Origin of the sequence: Streptomyces sp. NPDC057280, assembly GCF_042668605.1 — a bacterium.
Lineage (GTDB): Bacteria > Actinomycetota > Actinomycetes > Streptomycetales > Streptomycetaceae > Streptomyces.
This window is the reverse complement of the sequence record NZ_JBHUYR010000002.1, coordinates 459614-477445: the sequence shown is the minus strand read 5'-3', so window position 1 is coordinate 477445 and position 17832 is coordinate 459614. Positions and strand designations below refer to the sequence as shown.

Annotated in this window: 15 protein-coding genes; 7 read left to right on the top strand and 8 right to left on the bottom strand. The window is 72.0% G+C overall.

The window, feature by feature from the left end:
• The first annotated feature begins 19 nt into the window (after positions 1-19).
• Both ACFUO4_RS12755 and ACFUO4_RS12750 read left to right on the top strand, forming a co-directional pair.
• On the top strand, positions 20-1399 hold the full coding sequence (locus ACFUO4_RS12755) for an amino acid permease (protein ID WP_383483325.1): 1380 nt from the start codon (positions 20-22) through the stop codon (positions 1397-1399).
• A gap of 104 nt (positions 1400-1503) precedes the next feature.
• Positions 1504-2151 (top strand): superoxide dismutase, encoded by a 648-nt coding sequence (locus ACFUO4_RS12750; protein ID WP_383483322.1) that lies wholly within the window; start codon positions 1504-1506, stop codon positions 2149-2151.
• 118 nt (positions 2152-2269) lie between these two features.
• Here the strand turns inward: ACFUO4_RS12750 and ACFUO4_RS12745 are convergent, their stop codons facing one another.
• Genes ACFUO4_RS12745 through ACFUO4_RS12735 form a run of 3 tightly spaced genes read right to left on the bottom strand, consistent with a single transcriptional unit; the run spans position 2270 to position 5118 of the window.
• On the bottom strand, positions 2270-3046 hold the full coding sequence (locus ACFUO4_RS12745) for an SAM-dependent methyltransferase (RefSeq protein ID WP_079308481.1): 777 nt from the start codon (positions 3044-3046) through the stop codon (positions 2270-2272).
• 12 nt (positions 3047-3058) lie between these two features.
• On the bottom strand, positions 3059-3685 hold the full coding sequence (locus ACFUO4_RS12740) for a histidine phosphatase family protein (protein ID WP_383483318.1): 627 nt from the start codon (positions 3683-3685) through the stop codon (positions 3059-3061).
• Positions 3682-5118, bottom strand: coding sequence for an FGGY-family carbohydrate kinase (locus ACFUO4_RS12735; protein WP_383483315.1), 1437 nt, complete (start codon positions 5116-5118; stop codon positions 3682-3684). Before ACFUO4_RS12735 ends, ACFUO4_RS12740 begins: the two co-directional genes overlap by 4 nt.
• 155 nt (positions 5119-5273) lie before the next feature.
• Between ACFUO4_RS12735 and ACFUO4_RS12730 the strand changes: the two genes are divergently transcribed.
• The 3 genes from ACFUO4_RS12730 (at position 5274) to ACFUO4_RS12720 (ending at position 7783) form a co-directional block, all read left to right on the top strand.
• A complete protein-coding gene (locus tag ACFUO4_RS12730; RefSeq protein ID WP_383485634.1) occupies positions 5274-6047 on the top strand; it encodes a DeoR/GlpR family DNA-binding transcription regulator in 774 nt (257 codons plus the stop codon).
• Positions 6048-6058: 11 nt separating this feature from the next.
• Positions 6059-7477 carry an FGGY family carbohydrate kinase gene (locus tag ACFUO4_RS12725; RefSeq protein ID WP_383483312.1) on the top strand — a complete coding sequence of 473 codons (1419 nt, stop codon included), beginning with the start codon at positions 6059-6061 and terminating at the stop codon, positions 7475-7477.
• Positions 7478-7555: 78 nt separating this feature from the next.
• On the top strand, positions 7556-7783 hold the full coding sequence (locus ACFUO4_RS12720) for a hypothetical protein (RefSeq protein WP_079308477.1): 228 nt from the start codon (positions 7556-7558) through the stop codon (positions 7781-7783).
• A gap of 3 nt (positions 7784-7786) precedes the next feature.
• On the opposite strand, the gene ACFUO4_RS12715 is transcribed toward ACFUO4_RS12720, so the two are convergent.
• On the bottom strand, positions 7787-8449 hold the full coding sequence (locus ACFUO4_RS12715) for a DsbA family protein (RefSeq protein WP_079308476.1): 663 nt from the start codon (positions 8447-8449) through the stop codon (positions 7787-7789).
• 149 nt (positions 8450-8598) lie between these two features.
• Here ACFUO4_RS12715 and pepN point away from each other — a divergent pair, with 149 nt between their 5' ends.
• Both pepN and ACFUO4_RS12705 read left to right on the top strand, forming a co-directional pair.
• Positions 8599-11172, top strand: coding sequence for an aminopeptidase N (gene pepN / locus ACFUO4_RS12710; protein WP_383483307.1), 2574 nt, complete (start codon positions 8599-8601; stop codon positions 11170-11172).
• Between the two features lie 228 nt (positions 11173-11400).
• Positions 11401-12447 carry a hypothetical protein gene (locus ACFUO4_RS12705; protein ID WP_383483304.1) on the top strand — a complete coding sequence of 349 codons (1047 nt, stop codon included), beginning with the start codon at positions 11401-11403 and terminating at the stop codon, positions 12445-12447.
• 83 nt (positions 12448-12530) lie between these two features.
• On the opposite strand, the gene ACFUO4_RS12700 is transcribed toward ACFUO4_RS12705, so the two are convergent.
• The 4 genes from ACFUO4_RS12700 to ACFUO4_RS12685 form a co-directional block, all read right to left on the bottom strand.
• Positions 12531-13193 carry a hypothetical protein gene (locus ACFUO4_RS12700; RefSeq protein WP_383483301.1) on the bottom strand — a complete coding sequence of 221 codons (663 nt, stop codon included), beginning with the start codon at positions 13191-13193 and terminating at the stop codon, positions 12531-12533.
• 74 nt (positions 13194-13267) lie between these two features.
• A complete protein-coding gene (locus ACFUO4_RS12695; RefSeq protein WP_383485631.1) occupies positions 13268-14425 on the bottom strand; it encodes a glycosyltransferase in 1158 nt (385 codons plus the stop codon).
• A gap of 143 nt (positions 14426-14568) precedes the next feature.
• Positions 14569-15693, bottom strand: coding sequence for a serine hydrolase domain-containing protein (locus tag ACFUO4_RS12690; protein WP_383483298.1), 1125 nt, complete (start codon positions 15691-15693; stop codon positions 14569-14571).
• A 92-nt stretch (positions 15694-15785) separates the two neighbouring features.
• Positions 15786-17561 (bottom strand): TIGR03767 family metallophosphoesterase, encoded by a 1776-nt coding sequence (locus ACFUO4_RS12685; protein ID WP_383483295.1) that lies wholly within the window; start codon positions 17559-17561, stop codon positions 15786-15788.
• Positions 17562-17832: the final 271 nt, after the last annotated feature.

The following is a 17832-nucleotide window of genomic DNA, read 5'->3' as shown; positions in this document are numbered from 1 at the left end:
TACTGGACCAACCGCGCTCATGCCCAGCACCACCCCCGTCGGGGCCCCGCCCGAGCCCGACGCCGCCCTCTCCCACGGCCTCAAGCAGCGCCATCTGTCGATGATCGCCCTCGGCGGGGTCATCGGCGCGGGTCTGTTCGTGGGCTCCGGGGCGGGCATCGCCGCCGCCGGCCCGTCGATCGTCCTCGCCTACACGCTGTCCGGGCTCCTCGTGATGCTGGTGATGCGGATGCTGGGCGAGATGTCGGCCGCGTATCCGTCGTCCGGCTCCTTCTCCGCGCACGCCGAGCGCGCGATCGGCCCCTGGGCGGGCTTCACCGCCGGCTGGTCGTTCTGGGTGCTGCTCTGCACGGCCGTGGGCCTGGAGGGCATCGGTGCGGCGAAGATCGTGACGGGCTGGCTGCCCGGGACGCCGGAGTGGGCGTGGGTCGCCCTGTTCATGTTGGTGTTCTGCGCGACGAACCTGGCCGCCGTGAAGAACTTCGGCGAGTTCGAGTTCTGGTTCGCGGCGCTGAAGGTCGGGGCGATCAGCCTGTTCCTGGTGCTGGGGGTGCTGGCGATCGCGGGCGTGCTCCCGGGCACGGACGCGCCGGGGACGAGTCATCTGACAAAGTTCCTGCCGAACGGCGGCGAGGGGCTGATCATCGGCGTCCTCGCCTCGATCTTCGCGTACGGCGGCCTGGAGACGGTCACCATCGCGGCGGCGGAGTCGGAGAACCCGGTCAAGGGCGTGGCGAGCGCGGTCCGCACGGCCATGTGGCGCATCGCGCTGTTCTACATCGGCTCGATGGCGGTCATCGTGACGCTGGTCCCGTGGGACTCCGCGGCCGTGACGGAGAAGGGTCCGTACGTCGCCGCCCTCGACTCCCTCGGCATCCCGGGCGCCGGACAGCTCATGAACGTGGTCGTCCTGGTCGCCCTGCTGTCCGCGATGAACGCCAACATCTACGGCTCCTCGCGCATCGCCTACTCCCTGGTGGAGCGCGGACAAGGCCCGAAGGCGCTGGGCCGGGTGTCGGGCGGGGTGCCGCGGGTCGCCGTACTGGCCTCGTCGGTGTTCGGGTTCGGGTGTGTGGTGCTGAGCTACTGGCGCCCGGACGACGTCTTCTCCTGGCTGCTCAACATGATCGGCGCGGTCGTCCTGGTCGTCTGGGTCTTCATCGCCGTCTCGCAGCTGCGGCTGCGCCGGCGGCTGGAGCGGGAGACGCCCGAGAGGCTGACCGTGCGGATGTGGGCGTTCCCGGTGCTGACGTGGGTGGCGCTGGCCGGGATGGCCGGGATCTTCGTGCTGATGGCGCGGGAGGCGGACACCCGGGTGCAGCTGTACTCGACCGGCGTCATGACGGCGGCGCTGGCGGCGGCGGGCTACGCCTGGCAGCGCAGGCGGGCCGCGAACTGACCCGACCCGAGCGCCGGAAAGCCCCCATGTGATCCACACGGGGGCTTTTTGCTGTTAGCTTGTTGTTGCAAGTTACTTGCAACAAGCTCCTGAGGGGACCCGTCATGCCCGTCTACACGCTGCCCGACCTGCCGTACGACTACTCCGCGCTCGCCCCCGTGATCAGCCCCGAGATCATCGAGCTGCACCACGACAAGCACCACGCGGCGTACGTGAAGGGCGCCAACGACACGTTGGAGCAGCTCGCGGAGGCACGGGACAAGGAGCAGTGGGCGGCGCTGAACGGGCTGGAGAAGAACCTGGCCTTCCATCTGTCCGGGCACATCCTGCACTCGGTCTACTGGCAGAACATGACCGGCCCGAAGGAGGGCGGCGGCGAGCCCCTCGCCGCCGACGGGGTCGGGGACCTCGCCGACGCGATCGCCGAGTCCTTCGGGTCGTACGCCGGTTTCAAGGCGCAGCTCACCAAGGCCGCGGCGACCACGCAGGGGTCCGGCTGGGGTGTGCTCGCGTACGAACCGGTGAGCGGGCGGCTGGTCGTCGAGCAGGTCTACGACCACCAGGGCAACGTCGGCCAGGGCGCGGTGCCGATCCTCGTCTTCGACGCCTGGGAGCACGCCTTCTACCTCCAGTACAGGAACCAGAAGGTCGACTTCATCGACGCCATGTGGGCCGTCGTCAACTGGCAGGACGTGGCCCGGCGTTACGAGGCCGCCAGGTCTCGCGCGGATGTGCTGCTGCTCGCGCCCTGACGGGTGTATGAATGCGTCCTGCTCGTGATCGTCTTCTCACCCTTCACGTGGCAGGCGGCAGGACGGAAGGCCCCCGCGAGGACGTGACTCGCGGGGGCCTTCCCGTGTGCGGGGGAGCTTACGGCTTGCGGCCCACGCCGCCGTGCTGGCCGATCGGCTCCGGCGTGGTGCCGGCGTCCGGGCGCCACAGGGGGACGGAGACGACGCCCGGCTCCACCAGTTCCAGGCCGTCGAAGAACGCGGTGATCTGCTCGACCGGGCGCAGGAAGTAGGGGACGGCGCCGGTCTCGTTGTAGGCGTCCTGGGCCTGTTCGTAGTCCGGGTCGGTGCCGCGGGAGCCGTCGTTGACGCACAGATGGCTGCCGGAGGGCAGGCCCGCGAGGAGCCGGGCGACGAGGTCCCGGGCCAGGTCGTAGTCGGCGACATGGCCGAGGATGCCGCTGAGGATCAGGGCGGTGGGCCGGGAGAGGTCGAGGGTCTTGCCCGCCTGCTCCAGGATGCGCTCGGGCTCGTACAGGCTCAGGTCCTCGTACGCCGTCACGCCCTGAGGGGTGGAGGTGAGCAGGGCGCGGGCGTGGGTCAGGACGAGCGGGTCGTTGTCGACGTAGACGATCCTCGCCTCGGGGGCGATCCGCTGGGCCACCTCATGGGTGTTGTCGACGGTCGGCAGGCCGGTGCCGACGTCCAGGAACTGCCGTACGCCCGCCTCCTGCACCAGGTACCGGATGCTGCGGCCGAGAAAGGCGCGACTGCTGCGGGCGATGGTGACGATGCCCGGGAAGACGGCGGTGTAGGCGTCGCCGGCCTCCTCGTCCACCGGGTAGTTGTCCTTGCCGCCGAGCCAGTAGTTCCAGATCCGGGCCGAATGGGGTACCGAGGTGTCGATCTCCGTCATGTCCCCATGGTGCTACGGAAGGTGCAGGTCGCACGGCACATTGAGGGAGAGAAGTGCGGCGGATCCCGTGGCGGTCACACGGAGTTCGGTGACCGCCGCGTTCCGCAACCGCGGAAGGACCCGGCGGTACTCGCCGAGCGGGATGGACAGCAGCTCGCACAGGGCCAGCCGGAGCAGGGTGTTGTGGGCCACGACGAGGACGCGCCCGCCGGAATGGGCCCGCGCGATGCGGCGCAGGGCGGCGACACCGCGCTCCGTCGCCTCCTTCGGGTCCTCGGCGCCGGGGAACGGGTGCGCCACGGGGTCGCTGCGGAACGCCTCCGCCGCCCGCGGGTTCTCCGCCGCGAACTCGGCGAGCGTACGGCCCTCCACCACCCCGAAGTCGCATTCGCGCAGGGCGGGTTCGGGGCGGGAGGTGAGGCCGAGGGCGCGGCAGGCGGGGGCGGCGGTGGCGATGGCCCGGGACACCGTGGACGTCCAGATCGCGTCCACGGGGTGGGCGGCGGCCCAGCGTCCGAGCGCCTCGGCCTGGGCGCGGCCCTCGTCGGTGAGGGCGATGTCGCTGACGCCGGCGTAGCGGTTCTCGGCGTGCCAGACGGTCTGGCCGTGGCGGGCGAGGAGGAGGGTCGTGCTGCTCATGAGTCGTCAGTATCCAGGCCGAGGCGGACGTGCGCGTGCGCCGCGACCGGGGGCGGCAACCAGCCCCGGGCCGCGAGTTCGTCGACCAGGCGGGCGTACGGCTCGGTGAAGCGGCCCCGGCGGTCCGGGCGCGGGGCCACGACGGTGCGCACGCGCACCATGCGCTCCGCGAGGTCCGGCAGCGGGTCGCCGGTCACCCCGTGGGCCGCCAACGCGGCCATCCCCAGGGCCGGTTCGGTCTGTTCCGGTACCCGTACCTCGCGGCCGAGGACATCGGCGCGGAGCTGGTTCCAGTACGGGCTGCGGGCCGCGCCGCCCGTGAAGGTGAGGGGGCCGTCGAGCGGGGCGCCGAGGTGGTCGAGGTAGTCCAGGCAGAGCCGTTCGGTGAAGGCGACGCCCTGGAGGAGCGCGGCCCACAGATCGGACTCGCCCGCGGGTTCGCCGAGGAGCAGGGAGGTCGCGCCGGGGGCCAGGAAGGGGAAGCGTTCGCCCGGGGAGACCAGGGGGTAGGCGATCGCCCCGGCCGGTTCGTGGCGTGCCGCCCGGGCGTCCATCGCCGCCGGGTCCGCCCCCGCGAACGCCGCCGTCAGGACGCCCGCGCCCACGCCGGAGGCGCCACCGGGCAGCCAGCTCCCGTCCGGGGCACGGTGGTTGTAGACCACGCCGGTCGGGTCGTGGACCGGCGTCGGGGAGGCGCCCTTGAGGACCAGGGTGGTGCCGAGCACCGAGTTCCAGGAGCCCGCGCGCAGGGCACCGGACGCGATCTGGGCGGCGCAGCCGTCGGTCATGCCGGCGACGACGGGCGTGCCGGCGGGGATGCCGGTGGCCTCGGCGGCACTCGCGCAGACCTCGCCGAGCCGGGTGCCGGGGCGGACGACGTCGGGCAGCGGGACCGGTACGCCCGGGATGTGCGGCCAGAGGCCGTCCGCCACGTCGTACCCCGTCTTCAGGGCGTGACTGGAGTCGGTGGGGACGGGCCGGCCGACGAGGTGGGCGGTGATCACGTCGGCCTGGTGGGTGATCCGGCCCGGGCCGTGAACGCGGCGGAGCCACAGGGCCTTCGGCAGCCCCCAGGTGCTCTGCACGGCGAGGCCCGCCCCGCGCAGCCGCTCCCCCTCCGCCCACGCCCGCCCGTCGTCGTACATCAGCGCCGGGCTCACCGGCCGTCCCGCCGCGTCCGTGAGCAGCACGGTCCCGGACGTCCCGCACACCGCGAGCCCGCCGACCCGGGCGGGCCGCTCGCGCAGCGCCGCCCGGGACGCCCTGCACACCGCCGTCCACCACTCCCCCGGGTCCTGCTCGTGGCGTACGCCGTCACGCCTCCCGCGCAGCGGGGCCGAGCCGCTGCCCAGGACCGTGCCGTCGGCCGTGACGAGCAGGGCGCGGACGCTCTGCGTCCCGAGGTCGATCCCGAGCCACGTCTCCCGCTCCATCCCGGCCTCCCGCACATCAAGAACCGTGAACTTCTCACTGTGCCCTGTGATGTGGACCTGCGCGAGGGATTGACGGCCATCTTCGGCGGGCGAAGGATCACTCCGTGAGCTCCACGCGCAACGCGCCCCAGGGCCCCGCGGCCCGGCAGGCCGCCATGGCCGAGCAGGTCCTCGCGGACGGTTCCGCGACCGCGGCCGAGCTCGCCGCGCGCTTCGGGGTCAGCCTGATGACCATCCACCGCGACCTGGACGAGCTCGAACGGCAGGGCATCGTACGGAAGTTCAGGGGCGGGGTGACGGCCCAGCCGTCCGGGGTCTTCGAGTCGAACGTGCAGTACCGGCTGAAGGCCATGCGCGCGCAGAAGGCGGCCATAGCCGAGCACGCGCTCGGCCTGGTCGAGCCGGGCATGGCGATCATGCTGGACGACTCCACCACCACCCTGGAGATGGCCCGCCGCCTCCGCCTCGGCGAGGTCACCCCGCTCACGGTCGTCACCAACTTCCTGGAGGCCCTCAACCTCCTCGCCGACCAGCGCGGCATCCACCTCATGGCCCTCGGCGGCGACTACGATCCCCTGCACTCCTCCTTCCTCGGCGTCTCCTGCGTCGAGGCGATCCAGTCGCTGCGGGTGGACGTCTGCTTCGCGTCCACGTCGGCCGTGCACGGGGGGTACGCCTACCACCAGGAGCAGCACATCGTGTCGGTGAAACGGGCGATGCTCGACTCGGCCGCCCGCAACGTCCTGCTGATCGACCACACCAAACTCACCCGGGCCGCCCTGCACCGCGTCGCCCCCCTCTCCCGCTTCGACCTGCTGCTGGTCGACGACGGGGCACCGCCGGACGCGCTGCGCGACCTGGACGAACACAAGGTCCGCTACGAGGTCTGCGTGACGAGGGGCGGCGACGACCCGGCGGGAACCGCCTGAGAGGGGCTGCGATGTACGTCGGGATCGACGTCGGTACGTCCGCCGTGAAAGCCGCCGCCTTCGACGCGGAGGGGCGTGAACTCAAGGTCGCCGCTCGGTCGGTGCGGCTCGGTATGCGGGGCGGGGCGGTCGAGCAGGACATGGACGAGGTGTACGGGGCCGTCGTCGCCGTCCTGGAGGAGGTGAGCGGCGAGGCGGTGGAGCTGGCCGGGCTCACCGGCCAGGGGGACGGGGTGTGGCTGCTGGACCGGGACGGGCGGCCCGTCCGGCCCGCCGTCTCCTGGATGGACGGCCGGGCCGCCGAACTCGTCGACGGCTGGCTCGCGGACGGCACCTTCGAGACCGTCTTCCGCCGCACCGGCAGCGCCATGTTCTCCGGCTGTCCGGGCCCCCTGCTCGCCTGGCTGGACCGTCACGACCCGAAGTCCCTGGACGCGGCGGCGGCCGCCGTCTACTGCAAGGACATGGTGTTCCAGCGGCTGACCGGCGCGCCCCGCGCGAGGACCGACGTGTCGGACGCGTCGATGCCGTTCCTGGACCCGAGGACCCGCGCCTACGACGACCGTGTCGTGGAACTCCTCGGCCTGGCCCACCGCCGGGACCTGCTCGCCCCGGTCAGCGACCCGGTGGCGACGGGCCGGACGCGGGGCGAGGGCCTGCCTGCCGGCACCCGCCTCTCCAACGGCCCCTACGACCTCGCGGCCTGCGCGCTCGGCGCCGGTGTCACGGAACCCGGCGACGGCCTGCTGATCGTCGGCACCTGTCTGGCCGCCCTCGTCGCCACGACCGCCCTCGACCTGACCGGCGAACCGGCCGGCCTGCACATCTCCACCGACCGCCCCGGCCACTGGCTGCGCGCGATGCCCGCGATGGTCGGCACGGCCGCCCTGGACTGGGTGCTGGCGACGACCCGCATCGCCCATGCCGAGGTCGACACCCTCCTCGCCGACACCCCGCCCGGCGCGCACGGCGTCCACGTCCTCCCCTACTTCGCGCCCTCCGGCGAACGCGCCCCCTTCGTGGAGCCCCGCCTGCGCGCCGAACTCAGCGGCGTCTCCCTGGAGTCGACCCCGGCCGACATGGTCCGGGCCACCTGTGAGGGCATCGGCTACGCGGCCCGGCACTGTCTGGAGGCGGCGGGCCTGACGGGTGCGCTCGCCGTGTGCGGGGGCGGCACCCGCAGCCCCGCGTGGATGCGGCTGCTGGCGGACGTGCTGGGGCGCCCGTTGCGGGTGGTGGAGGGCGAAGTGGGCGCGCGGGGCGCGGTGTTGGCGGCGGCGGAGCGGTACGGGGTCACGCTGGACACCGGCGCGTGGACCCGGCCGACGATGGTCGTGGAGCCGGACCCCGGGCGGGCGGCGTACTACGCGCAGGGCTACGACGACCATCTGACGCGGGTGGACGCGGCCCGGGCGCGGGCGCGGAGCTGAAGCGGAGCAGGCGATTTCGGGGACGCGTCCGACGCGTACGCGCTGTACTACGGGTCCGGGGAAACCGAGGAGGGCCCGATGTTCTTCGAGAAGAAGTACTGCCCGACCTGCAGGAAGTACGACCGGAAGTTCCGCAGGCTCGAGGGCCGGGAGTGGACGGTGGTCGAGGAGCGGCATCGCGGCAGGACCGACCTGTGGCGCTGCACCTCCGCGGGCTGCCGCTTCTACCAGCCCGCGCACCACCAGCGCGACGGCGGCCGGCTCCCGGAGGAGTTCCGGAACCCGGCCGCCGAGCCCGCGGAGTGACCTCTACAGGTTGCTGAAGTCCGGGCCCTTGGTCCGGGTGCGCTTGATCTCGTAGAAGCCGGGGACCGAGGCGACGGCCAGGGTGCCGTCCCAGAGGCGGGCCGCGTCGTCGCCCTTGGGGGCCGGGGTGACGACCGGGCCGAAGAAGGCGATCTGTTCGCCGTCGGGGCCGGGGACGGCGATGACGGGGGTGCCGACCTCCTGGCCGACCTTCTCGATGCCCTCCTTGTGGGAGGCGCGCAGCTCGGCGTCGAACTCGAAGTCCTCCTGGTCGGCGTAGTCGATGAGGTCGGCGGGCAGACCGGCGTCGGCCAGGGCACCGGCTATGGCCTCCACCGTGGGGCCTTCGCCGTTGTTGTGGAAGCGGGTGCCGAGCGCGGTGTAGAGCGGGCCGAGGACGTCCGCGCCGTGCTTCTGCCAGGCCGCGGTCACCACGCGCACCGGCTTCCACGCCTTGGTCGCCAGCATCTCCCGGTACTCCTCGGGCAGCTGGTCGATCTTGTCCTCGTTGAGCACGGCCAGGCTCATGATGTGCCAGCGCACCTCGATGTCCCGGACCTTCTCCACCTCCAGCACCCACCGCGAGGTCATCCACGCCCAGGGGCACAGCGGGTCGAACCAGAAGTCGACAGGGGTCTTCGCGGACGTGCTCGCGGTCTCGGACATGCGTCTCCTCAGGAAAGTGTTCGATTCAAGACGAGAACGTCGTCCGTCCTCATGCCATTCCCTGCTCCCGCCCGTCAGGGGCACATGGCAGGATCGGTGCTGTCCACATACCGAACACCGTCCGCTGTCGACTTCAGGGAGTACCGCCCGTGCCCGGTGAGAATCTGTCCCGCGACGAGGCCCGGGAGCGGGCCGCCCTGCTGTCCGTCGACGGGTACGACGTGTCCCTCGACGTGCGCTCGGCCGTGGAGGACGGCGACGAGTCCCCGCGCACCTTCCGGTCCGTCACCACGATCCGCTTCCGCTGCGCCGAGCCGGGTGCCGGCAGCTTCGCCGATCTGATCGCGCCGAGTGTGACCTCCGTCTCCCTCAACGGCCGTGATCTCGACCCGGGCGAGGTCTTCGATGGCTCCCGTATCACGCTGGAGGACCTCGCCGCCGAGAACGAGCTGGTGGTGGACGCCCAGTGCGCCTACTCCCGCACCGGCGAGGGCCTGCACCGCTTCGTCGACCCCGAGGACGGCGAGGTCTACCTCTACACGCAGTACGAGCCGGCCGACTCCCGCCGCGTCTTCGCGAACTTCGAGCAGCCCGACCTCAAGGCCCCGTTCCGCTTCGAGGTGCGGGCGCCCGAGGAGTGGACGGTGTGGAGCAACGGCGTCGGGGAGCGCGCGGACGGCGTGTGGCGGTTCGCGGAGACGAAGCCCATCTCGACGTACATCACCTGTGTGGTGGCCGGTCCGTACCACTACGTGACCGACTCCTACTCCCGCACCCTCGCCGACGGCAGCACGCTTCAGATCCCGCTCGGCGCGATGTGCCGCAAGGGCCTCGCCCCGCACTTCGACTCCGACGACGTCTTCCTCGTCACCAAGCAGGGTCTGGACTTCTTCCACGACCACTTCGACTACCCGTACCCGTTCGGGAAGTACGACCAGGCGTTCGTGCCCGAGTACAACCTCGGCGCGATGGAGAACCCGGGACTGGTCACCTTCCGCGAGGAGTTCATCTTCCGCGGCAAGGTGACCCAGGCGTCCTACGAGGGCCGGGCCAACGTCGTCCTGCACGAGATGGCGCACATGTGGTTCGGCGACCTGGTCACCATGGTGTGGTGGGACGACCTGTGGCTGAAGGAGTCCTTCGCGGACTTCATGGGCACCTTCGCCAACGTCGGCGCGACCCGCTTCAAGGACGCCTGGATCACCTTCGCCAACCGCCGCAAGGCGTGGGCGTACCGCGCGGACCAGCTGCCCTCCACGCACCCCATCACCGCCGACATCCGCGACCTCCAGGACGCCAAGCTCAACTTCGACGGCATCACCTACGCCAAGGGCGCCTCGGTGCTCAAGCAGCTGGTGGCGTACGTCGGGCAGGACGCGTTCCTCGAAGGCGCGCGGCGCTACTTCAAGCGGCACGCGTACGGCAACACGCGCCTCGGCGACCTGCTGTCGGTGCTCGAGGAGACCAGCGGCCGGGACATGGCGGCCTGGTCGCGGTCCTGGCTCCAGACGGCCGGCGTCAACTCCCTCACCCCGCAGGTGCTGTTGAGCTCCGAGGGCCGGATCACCGAGCTGGCGGTGTTGCAGGAGGCCGCCGAGTCGCACCCCGAACTGCGCCCGCACCGGATCGCGGTGGGCCTGTACCGCAAGGGCGCCGACGGCGCCGTCGAGCGGTACGCGCGCGTGGAGGTGGACGTCGACGGGCCGCGTACGGTCGTGCCGGAGCTGGTGGGCGCCGAGGCGCCGGAGCTGGTGCTGGTCAACGACGACGACCTGACGTACTGCAAGACGCGGTTCGACACGGGCTCGCTGGAGACGCTGAAGGCGCACCTGGGCGATCTGACGGACCCGCTCGCCCGCGCCCTGTGCTGGTCCGCGCTGTGGAACATGACGCGGGACGCGCTGCTGCCGGCCCGCGACTTCGTGGACCTGGTGCTGCGCTTCGCGGGCCGCGAGTCGGACATCGGCGTGCTCCAGATGCTCCACGCGTGGGCGCACTCGTCGCTGGTCCACTACGTGGCGCCGGAGTGGCGTGCGACGGGCGAGCGGCTGCTCGCCGAGGGGGCGCTGAAGGAGCTGCGGCTGGCCGAGCCGGGCAGCGAGCACCAGCTGGCGTGGGCGCGGTTCTTCGCGTCCGCGGCGTCCGGCGAGGCCGATCTGCAGTTGCTCCAGGGCCTGCTGGAGGGGTCGGCGAAGATCGACGGCCTGACGGTGGACCAGGAGCTGCGCTGGGCGTTCCTCGGTCCGCTGGCCGCGCACGGGATCGCGGACGAGGAGGTGCTGGCGGCCGAGCTGGCCCGCGACGACACCGCGTCCGGCAAGCGCCACCAGGTCCGCTGCCTGGCCTCGCGGCCGTCGGCGGCGGTGAAGGCGCAGGCGTGGGCGCAGGTGGTGGAGTCGGACGCGCTGTCGAACGCGCTGGTGGAGGCGACGATCGGGGGCTGGAACCAGGCCTCGCAGCGGGAGTTGCTGGCGCCGTACGCGGAGAAGTACTTCGCGGCGATCGAGCGGGTGTGGGCGGACCGGTCGATCCAGATCGGGATGGACGTGGTGCGGGGCCTGTTCCCCTCGCTCCAGGACTCCCCCGGCACGCTCGACGCGACGGACGCGTGGCTGGCGGCCCACGAGGACGCGCCGCCGGCGCTGCGCCGGCTGGTCCTGGAGGCGCGGGACGACCTGGCGCGGGCGCTGCGGGGGCAGGCGTGCGACGCGAAGGCGGGCTGACCATCCGCTCTTCGACGCCCGAGCTCTGCCCTGAGCTTGGGCGGTAGGTAGCCGTTACGAAGTTCAGTCAATAACGGCCGTAACCCCTGGTCCACCCCGTTCGGACCAGGGGTTTTCGCCGCCTACTCGGCATCCGAACACCCGTCCTTTAGTACCGTGTTGTCCGCATTTATCGACAGGCACGTAACAGCGGTTAGAGGCCGGTCCGGCGGCGGGAATCCCCGCTGCATGAACCACAACACCCCGGTCCCCCCGCTCTCCCCCCGCCCGGTCCGCCACCTCTCGGAGGTGCACCGCCGGGTGATGACGACGGCGCAGCTGCGCACGCACGGCGTCTCGCCGGCCGACGTGAACGAGCAGTGCCGCCCCGGCGGCCCCTGGCAGCAGATCCTCCCGGGCGTGATCCTGCTCCACCCCGGCCCGCCGACCAGCGAGGAGCGGCTGCACGCGGTCCTGATGTACGCGGCGAAGGAGCGCCCGGCGGGGGTCCCGGCGCAGCCCGGCGCGGAGGAGGCGCACGCCCCGACGTACACGGAGGCCATGCTGACCGGCCTCGCGGCCCTGACCCTGCACGGGTTCACGTCCTCGCCGCCGCTGATGTCCGTCGACAAGATCGACGTGCTGGTGCCGAGGCTGCGCCGGCTGCGCTCGACGGGCAGCGCGCGGATCGTCCGTACGGCGTCCCTGCCCACCCCGCAGCAGGTGACGGGCGTCCCGGTGGCGCCGGTGCCGCGGGCGCTGGCGGACGCGGTGTCGGAACTGACGGACGCGGGCGCGGTACGCCGGCTGCTCACCGAGGCCGTCCGCGGCGGTCACTGCGAACCGGCGGCGGTGGTACGGGAGTTGAACGCGGCGAAGCTGCTGTCCCGCCCGCACGTGGTGGACGCGGTGGACTCCCTGCTCGCCGAGGGCCGGGCGATCGCGGAGGACCGCCTCTACCGCATGGTCCGCGAACACGGCCTGCCGGACCCGGTGTGGAACGTCGACCTGCGCCTGCCCGGCGGCCCGCACCTCGGCGGCCTGGACGCGTACTGGCCCGAGCAGGCGGTCGCCGTCGAACTGGACACCCGTGCCCCGCGCCAGGACGAAGATGCGCTGTGGTCGGAGTACGCCCGCAAGCGCGAGCACCTGGAGCGCCTCGGCATCACGGTCGTCCACATCACCCCGAAGAAGCTCCGCGAGTCGATGGAACAGCAGGCGGCCGTGGTCCGTACGGCCCTGATGGCGTCCGGCGACCGCGATCCGGCCGCGTATGTCGTGGTGCTGCCCCGGTAGTGACGGACCGGGGCAGGACCAGGAGGGGAGAGGAGGGGCCGCCGGGCGGAGGGGACCGGGCGGCCCCTCCTCGTGCGCGCGGATCAGGACGCCGGGTAACCGATCAGGGACAGCTCCTTTTCCAGGTCGCCCAGGGACAGGGCCGGGTTCAGCCGGGAGACCACGGCCTGGGTCAGCGGACGCAGCTCCCAGACATGGCGTACGGCGTCGAGGTCCACCTCGGTCTCGTAGTACTCCTCGGCGAACTCCCGGTATCCCTCGGGCCGTCCGTCGAGCAGCACTTCGAAGAGCCACTCGGCGCTGCCGTCGTCCTCCTCGGCCGCCTCGACCGCGCCCGCGCGCCAGGCGGTGTCGGCCGCCTCCCGCCAGAAGCACACCGTGGCCAGCGGGGTCCCGTTCTCGTCGGTGAAGGACGGCTCGGTGACATACGGCCGGAACACCTCGGGGAGCCCGTCGAAGAGGCCGGGCCAGGGCTCGTGGTCCTCCCTCGCGTAGGGGCTCATCGGCGACTCGTGGTCGAAGCCGCGGGCGTAGGCGCCGGCCGGCGAGAACACGATCGCGTACTCGTTGCCGCTGCCGTCCCGCATCGACGCCATCTCCTCGGTGGGCGACCAGCGGGCGGCGTAGGAGAAGTACCGGTCCTCCCAGTCGGGAGACAGGACGGCGTCGAGCACGGCCAGGGCCCGGGAGCGGTCGCGGAGGACCGGTATCGCGGGCAGGCGGCTGATCAGGGCGTGAACGGACATGCCCCCATCCAAGCGGAGCCCACTGACAAGCGTCACGACCGGAACGCCGCCGCGTCCGGCTTCGCCGGCCCCGCTCACAGCGGCTCCGGGAGGCTCCGGCGGGGGGTCGCGGCCGTGTGGATGCCGTCCAGCAGGGCCGCGTACGACGCGATCATCCTCGTACGGCTGAAGCGTTCGCGGCTCGCCGCGAGGGCGCCCGCCAGATCCGGGCGTGCGGCCACCGCCTCCGTCCAGGCCGCGGCGATCGCCGTCGGGTCCGGCGGGGTCACGAAGCCGTGGCTCGCCACGATCGCCGCGCTGTCGCCGACGTCCGTCGTCACCGGTACCGCGCCGCACATCATGCCCTCGATGAGGCAGAGCGGGGCCGCCTCGCCCCACGCGGAGGTCAGGGCGACCACGTCCGAGGCCGCGTACACCGTCTCCATGTCCCGGCGCACGCCCAGCAGATGCAGACGGGCACGGTCCAGCGAGTCCAGCTCCGCCACCAGGTCCGCGTTGGCCGGTGTCATGCCCGCCCCGCACATCAGGACGTGCCCGGCCGGCTCCCGGTCCAGCCACTCCTTCGCCGCCCGCAGGAACAGCGGGACGTTCTTCATCGCGTCGTAGCGGGCGGCGAACACGACCACGGGGGCCGACGCCGGGATGCGCAGGTCCTCGCGGAGCGCCCGGCGGCGGGCCGCGTCCGGGCGGAAGCGGAGCAGGTCGACGCCATTGGGGATGACGTGCAGGAGCTCGGCGGGGATGCCCGCCGCCTGGTACGCCGCTCTGGTCGACTCCGCGCAGCAGACGGCGGCCGCGACCGTGCCGTCGGCGATGGCCGCCTTCAGCGCGTCCAGCGCCTCGCCCTGGTTCTGCGGGTCCGAGCGGTGCAGGCAGACCACGACCGGGCGGCGCGGCAGGCCGGACTGGTTCAGCAGGGCCAGCGGCTGTTCCTTGAGGGACAGGATGACGTCGGCCGCCGCCATCGCCCTCGCCGTTTCGGCCAGGTCCGGCCCGGTGAAGGCGGCCGGATCGCCCTGCCTGCGGTCGAGTGCGCTGACCCCCACGCCCGCGGAGGTCAGCGCGCGATGGCACGCGTCGTCCTGCATCCGCTGGCGGGTGGCCTCCCGGTACACCTCCGCGTGCACACTGAGCACCTGGTGCTGCTGGCCGCCCTCCACCAGGCCCAGCACCACATCGGTGTGCACGATCCGGGCACCGCCGGAGAAGAACCCCTCGTAGACCGACAACACTCGCAGTCCGTGTCCCGTACGCACACGACCACCCGCCTTGCACTCAGATCGAGCCATCCCCGTGAACTGCGGGTTAGCCGATATGAGGCGGTACGGACGTTACGCCCGGATGAACGCAGTGCTTCGTATCCGGGTCGGCGCAGCTACTCTCCGCAGAACTCCGCCTCGGCCACCGCGACCGCGTCCCCCGACCAGTCGCCGTTGAAGTTGAAGGCGACGGAATGCCGGCCGTCGCCGCTGGTCAGCGCCACTGTCTGGGACCCGTGGATGCCGCCGTCGTGACCCCAGACGCGCAGGCCGCAGCTGAGGGGGACACCCGCGATGCCCAGACCGTACTGGCCGGGTCCGCCGGTCGGCACGGTCGTCTTCATCTCCTTCAGCTGCTCCGGCGGCAGCAGCCGCCCCTTCAGCAAGGCCGCGTAGAAGCGGTTGAGGTCCTTGGAGTCGGAGATCATCTCGCCCGCGGAGCCCGCGAGGGACGGGTTGAGCTTCGTGACGTCGTACGTCGGTCCCGTCGTCGTCTCCGCGAGCTTGGAGTAGGCGCGGCTGCTGGGCTGCGGGACGGTGGCGCGGGTGCCGGGGACGGAGGTGGCGTGCAGACCGAGGGGCGCGATGATCCGCCGCCGGATCTCTTCGCCGTACGGCGCTCCCGTCACCTTCTCGATCACCATGCCCGCGAGAATGTAGTTGGTGTTGGAGTACTGCCACTTCGCGCCCGGTGTGAACTCCGGCTCGTGGGTCATGGCGATCGCCACCAGGTCCCGCGGCGACCTGGTGTCGTAGCGGTGCTCGAAGAAGCCGTCCGCCGTGAAGTACGTCCGGACGAACGCCTTGTCCTCGGTGTAGTTGTAGATGCCGCTGGTGTGGTTGAGGAGTTGCCGGAGGGTGATCTTGCTGCCGTCGTGGCCGTTCCCCCGCACCACGCCCGGCAGCCACGTGTCCACCGTGTCGTCCAGCGACAGCCGACCCTCGGCCTCCAGCTGGAGCAGCACCGTCGACACGAAGGTCTTGGTGATGCTGCCGATGCGGTAGCGGTCGTCGACCGAACGGGGCGCGCCGGTGCGCAGGTTGCCGACGCCGGCGGTCGCCGACCAGTTGCCCGCCGTGACCGTCACGCCGGGCACACCGTCCTTCACCGCGGCCTCGATCGCCTCGCGGGTCGCCGCGTGGTCGCCGCGGCCTCTCGGGGCGGCGAACGCGGGTGCCGCCAGTGCCGCCGACAGCACCACCGCCGTCACCGCCACGAGAGTCGTCCGTACGGTCCTCATGCTCTTCCCCTTCCGGCCTTCTGCTGCTGGTCGGGGAAGGAGACACGGGTGAATCATCCGTGGTTGAGAGGGGTGCTGCGGTTGAGCGGGTTTCAGCCCTTCTTCAGCACCAGCTCCGTGTTGCGGTCCCGCGCCGCGCCGCCCAGCGTGGTGCCGGCGCCCGGGGCGTTGAAGGACAGCTCGCGGTACAGCGCCGCGAGGCCGGTCTGGGAGAGGTCGGCGAAGTCGGTGCGGTGCGGCGCGGAGGACTCGACGCAGGTGGTGAACAGGGAGAGCGTGCCGTCCTTGTTGTCCACCAGCTCGATGACGCGGGCGAGTTGGGGATAGTCGACGTGGGAGGCGGTGGAGATCTCCCAGAAGCCGTGGCCGCCGCCGGAGCCGCTGTGCGCGGTGATGTCGTTGCGGTGGATGTGGCCGTTCACCCACGCCAGCACATTGCGCTGCCGGGACAGCAGGGACACGACCTCGGCACCGCTGTGGCGGCGCTCGCCGGGGCGGGCCGGGTCGGGGCGGGTGTTGTCCATCGACTTGCTGGTGTGGTGGCTGAAGACGATCGCGTACGAGTCCTTGTTGTCCTTCAGGGTCTTCTCCAGCCACTTCAGCTGGGCGGTCCCCACGGACCCTTCGTAGTGGCCGCCGGCGTCGGTGGTGTCGAGGCTGATGCCGATGACGTCGTCGGCGATGCGGAAGGAGTAGTACTGGGTGCCCGCGTCGAGGTTGGCGGTGGAGTAGCCGTGGCCCACGGGGCCGAGGCCGCGGTGGGCCGGGTCGAGGTGGGCCTTGAGGTACTCGGTCGGCGTGTACGGCGCCCGCGCCTCGTCCGGCGTGACCGAGCGCATGTCACGGGCGTGCGCCTTGAGCAGCTCGCGGAAGCCGGCGCCCTTGGGGTCCTTGGCCGTCTTGATGGCGTCCTGGAGCTTCTTCGCCTCGGCGGCCGGCAGGCTCATGAGCTTCTTGCCGCCCATCGCGTACTCGGTGAGCCAGGGGTCGGCGTGGGAGCCGTAGCAGCCGAGCGGCATGGCGTCGTGGTTGCCGACCGTGGAGTACCAGGGCAGGTTCAGACCCGGGCTGTTGAGCTCGCGGATCGCGGCGGCGAGGAAGCCGGCGAGGTGCGGGAAGCCGCGCTGCTTGTCGGCGTCGCGGACGGTGGCGTCGGGCTGCCAGTACTGCGCGATGCCGCTGTTCATGACGCCCTCGTAGTGCCGCGGGTCACCGGAGTTGGGGCTGATCCGGCCGCCGCTCATCACCGTCAGGAACCACTCCAGCTCGGTCTTGGCGTTGTTGTCGGTGTTGTCGCCGGTGGTCATCGCGAAGTGCAGCGGGGCGCCGGTGACGGGGGCGCCCCGCAGGGCGTTGATCCGCTCCACGAGGGCGATCGCGCCGTGCACGGTCAGCGCCTCCTGGGGGCGCCAGGCGTGCACGTCGGTCGAGCGCAGGTACTCCAGGCGCATCGGGTGCTGGGCGTCGATGATGTGCATGTCGGTGAGCTGCACGAACGCGGCCAGCGCGGTACGGCGGCCGGCCCGGCCGGACTTCGCGGCGGCGAGGTCGCCGCGCACGACCCGCGCCCAGCCGGGGCCGTCACCGAGGCGGCGGAAGCCGGAGGAGGTGCGCGGGGCGGCGACGGTGGCGAGCGTGGTGCCGCGGGTGTAGGGCGCGAGGGGGGCGGCCGCCGGGGCCCGCCGGGACTGGGCGACCGGCGCCTCCGCCGGGGTGCCGGCATCGGGCGTGGTGGTGGCGGCCTGGCTGTCGGTGGGCCGCAGGGCGTAACCGACGCCGGCGGAGACGGCTGCGGCGCCGGTGGCGGCGAGGACGGTACGGCGGTTGACCGCCAGGGCGGAGGTGGCGACAGAGCGTATGCGCGACATGGCGCGATCTCCCCGAGTGCGAACGCGTCGGCAGTGGTCGCGGGTCGCTCGCTGCCGCGAATTCCCCGCTCGCTCTGGATCGTTGGCACCGGGAATGACCTGTACGTGAACGAGACGGCAACGACCGACACCGATCACCGTACGTGGATCTTGGGGGACCCTGGCCGTCTACGAGGGCTCGCCTGTGGACGGGGTGATGGTCACGCCCTGTTCATCTCGCGGGGTACTGGAGGGGTCTACAGCCGTCCCGTGTTCATCTCGCGGGGTACTG

Coding starts and splice junctions, on each gene's coding strand:
- ACFUO4_RS12750 (WP_383483322.1), top strand. CDS start 1,504: ATGCCCGTCTACACGCTGCCCGACCTGCCGTACGACTACTCCGCGCTC.
- ACFUO4_RS12690 (WP_383483298.1), bottom strand. CDS start 15,693: ATGAGGACCGTACGGACGACTCTCGTGGCGGTGACGGCGGTGGTGCTG.
- ACFUO4_RS12685 (WP_383483295.1), bottom strand. CDS start 17,561: ATGTCGCGCATACGCTCTGTCGCCACCTCCGCCCTGGCGGTCAACCGC.
- ACFUO4_RS12700 (WP_383483301.1), bottom strand. CDS start 13,193: ATGTCCGTTCACGCCCTGATCAGCCGCCTGCCCGCGATACCGGTCCTC.
- ACFUO4_RS12745 (WP_079308481.1), bottom strand. CDS start 3,046: ATGACGGAGATCGACACCTCGGTACCCCATTCGGCCCGGATCTGGAAC.
- ACFUO4_RS12705 (WP_383483304.1), top strand. CDS start 11,401: ATGAACCACAACACCCCGGTCCCCCCGCTCTCCCCCCGCCCGGTCCGC.
- ACFUO4_RS12740 (WP_383483318.1), bottom strand. CDS start 3,685: ATGAGCAGCACGACCCTCCTCCTCGCCCGCCACGGCCAGACCGTCTGG.
- ACFUO4_RS12715 (WP_079308476.1), bottom strand. CDS start 8,449: ATGTCCGAGACCGCGAGCACGTCCGCGAAGACCCCTGTCGACTTCTGG.
- ACFUO4_RS12725 (WP_383483312.1), top strand. CDS start 6,059: ATGTACGTCGGGATCGACGTCGGTACGTCCGCCGTGAAAGCCGCCGCC.
- ACFUO4_RS12755 (WP_383483325.1), top strand. CDS start 20: ATGCCCAGCACCACCCCCGTCGGGGCCCCGCCCGAGCCCGACGCCGCC.
- ACFUO4_RS12730 (WP_383485634.1), top strand. CDS start 5,274: ATGGCCGAGCAGGTCCTCGCGGACGGTTCCGCGACCGCGGCCGAGCTC.
- ACFUO4_RS12735 (WP_383483315.1), bottom strand. CDS start 5,118: ATGGAGCGGGAGACGTGGCTCGGGATCGACCTCGGGACGCAGAGCGTC.
- ACFUO4_RS12720 (WP_079308477.1), top strand. CDS start 7,556: ATGTTCTTCGAGAAGAAGTACTGCCCGACCTGCAGGAAGTACGACCGG.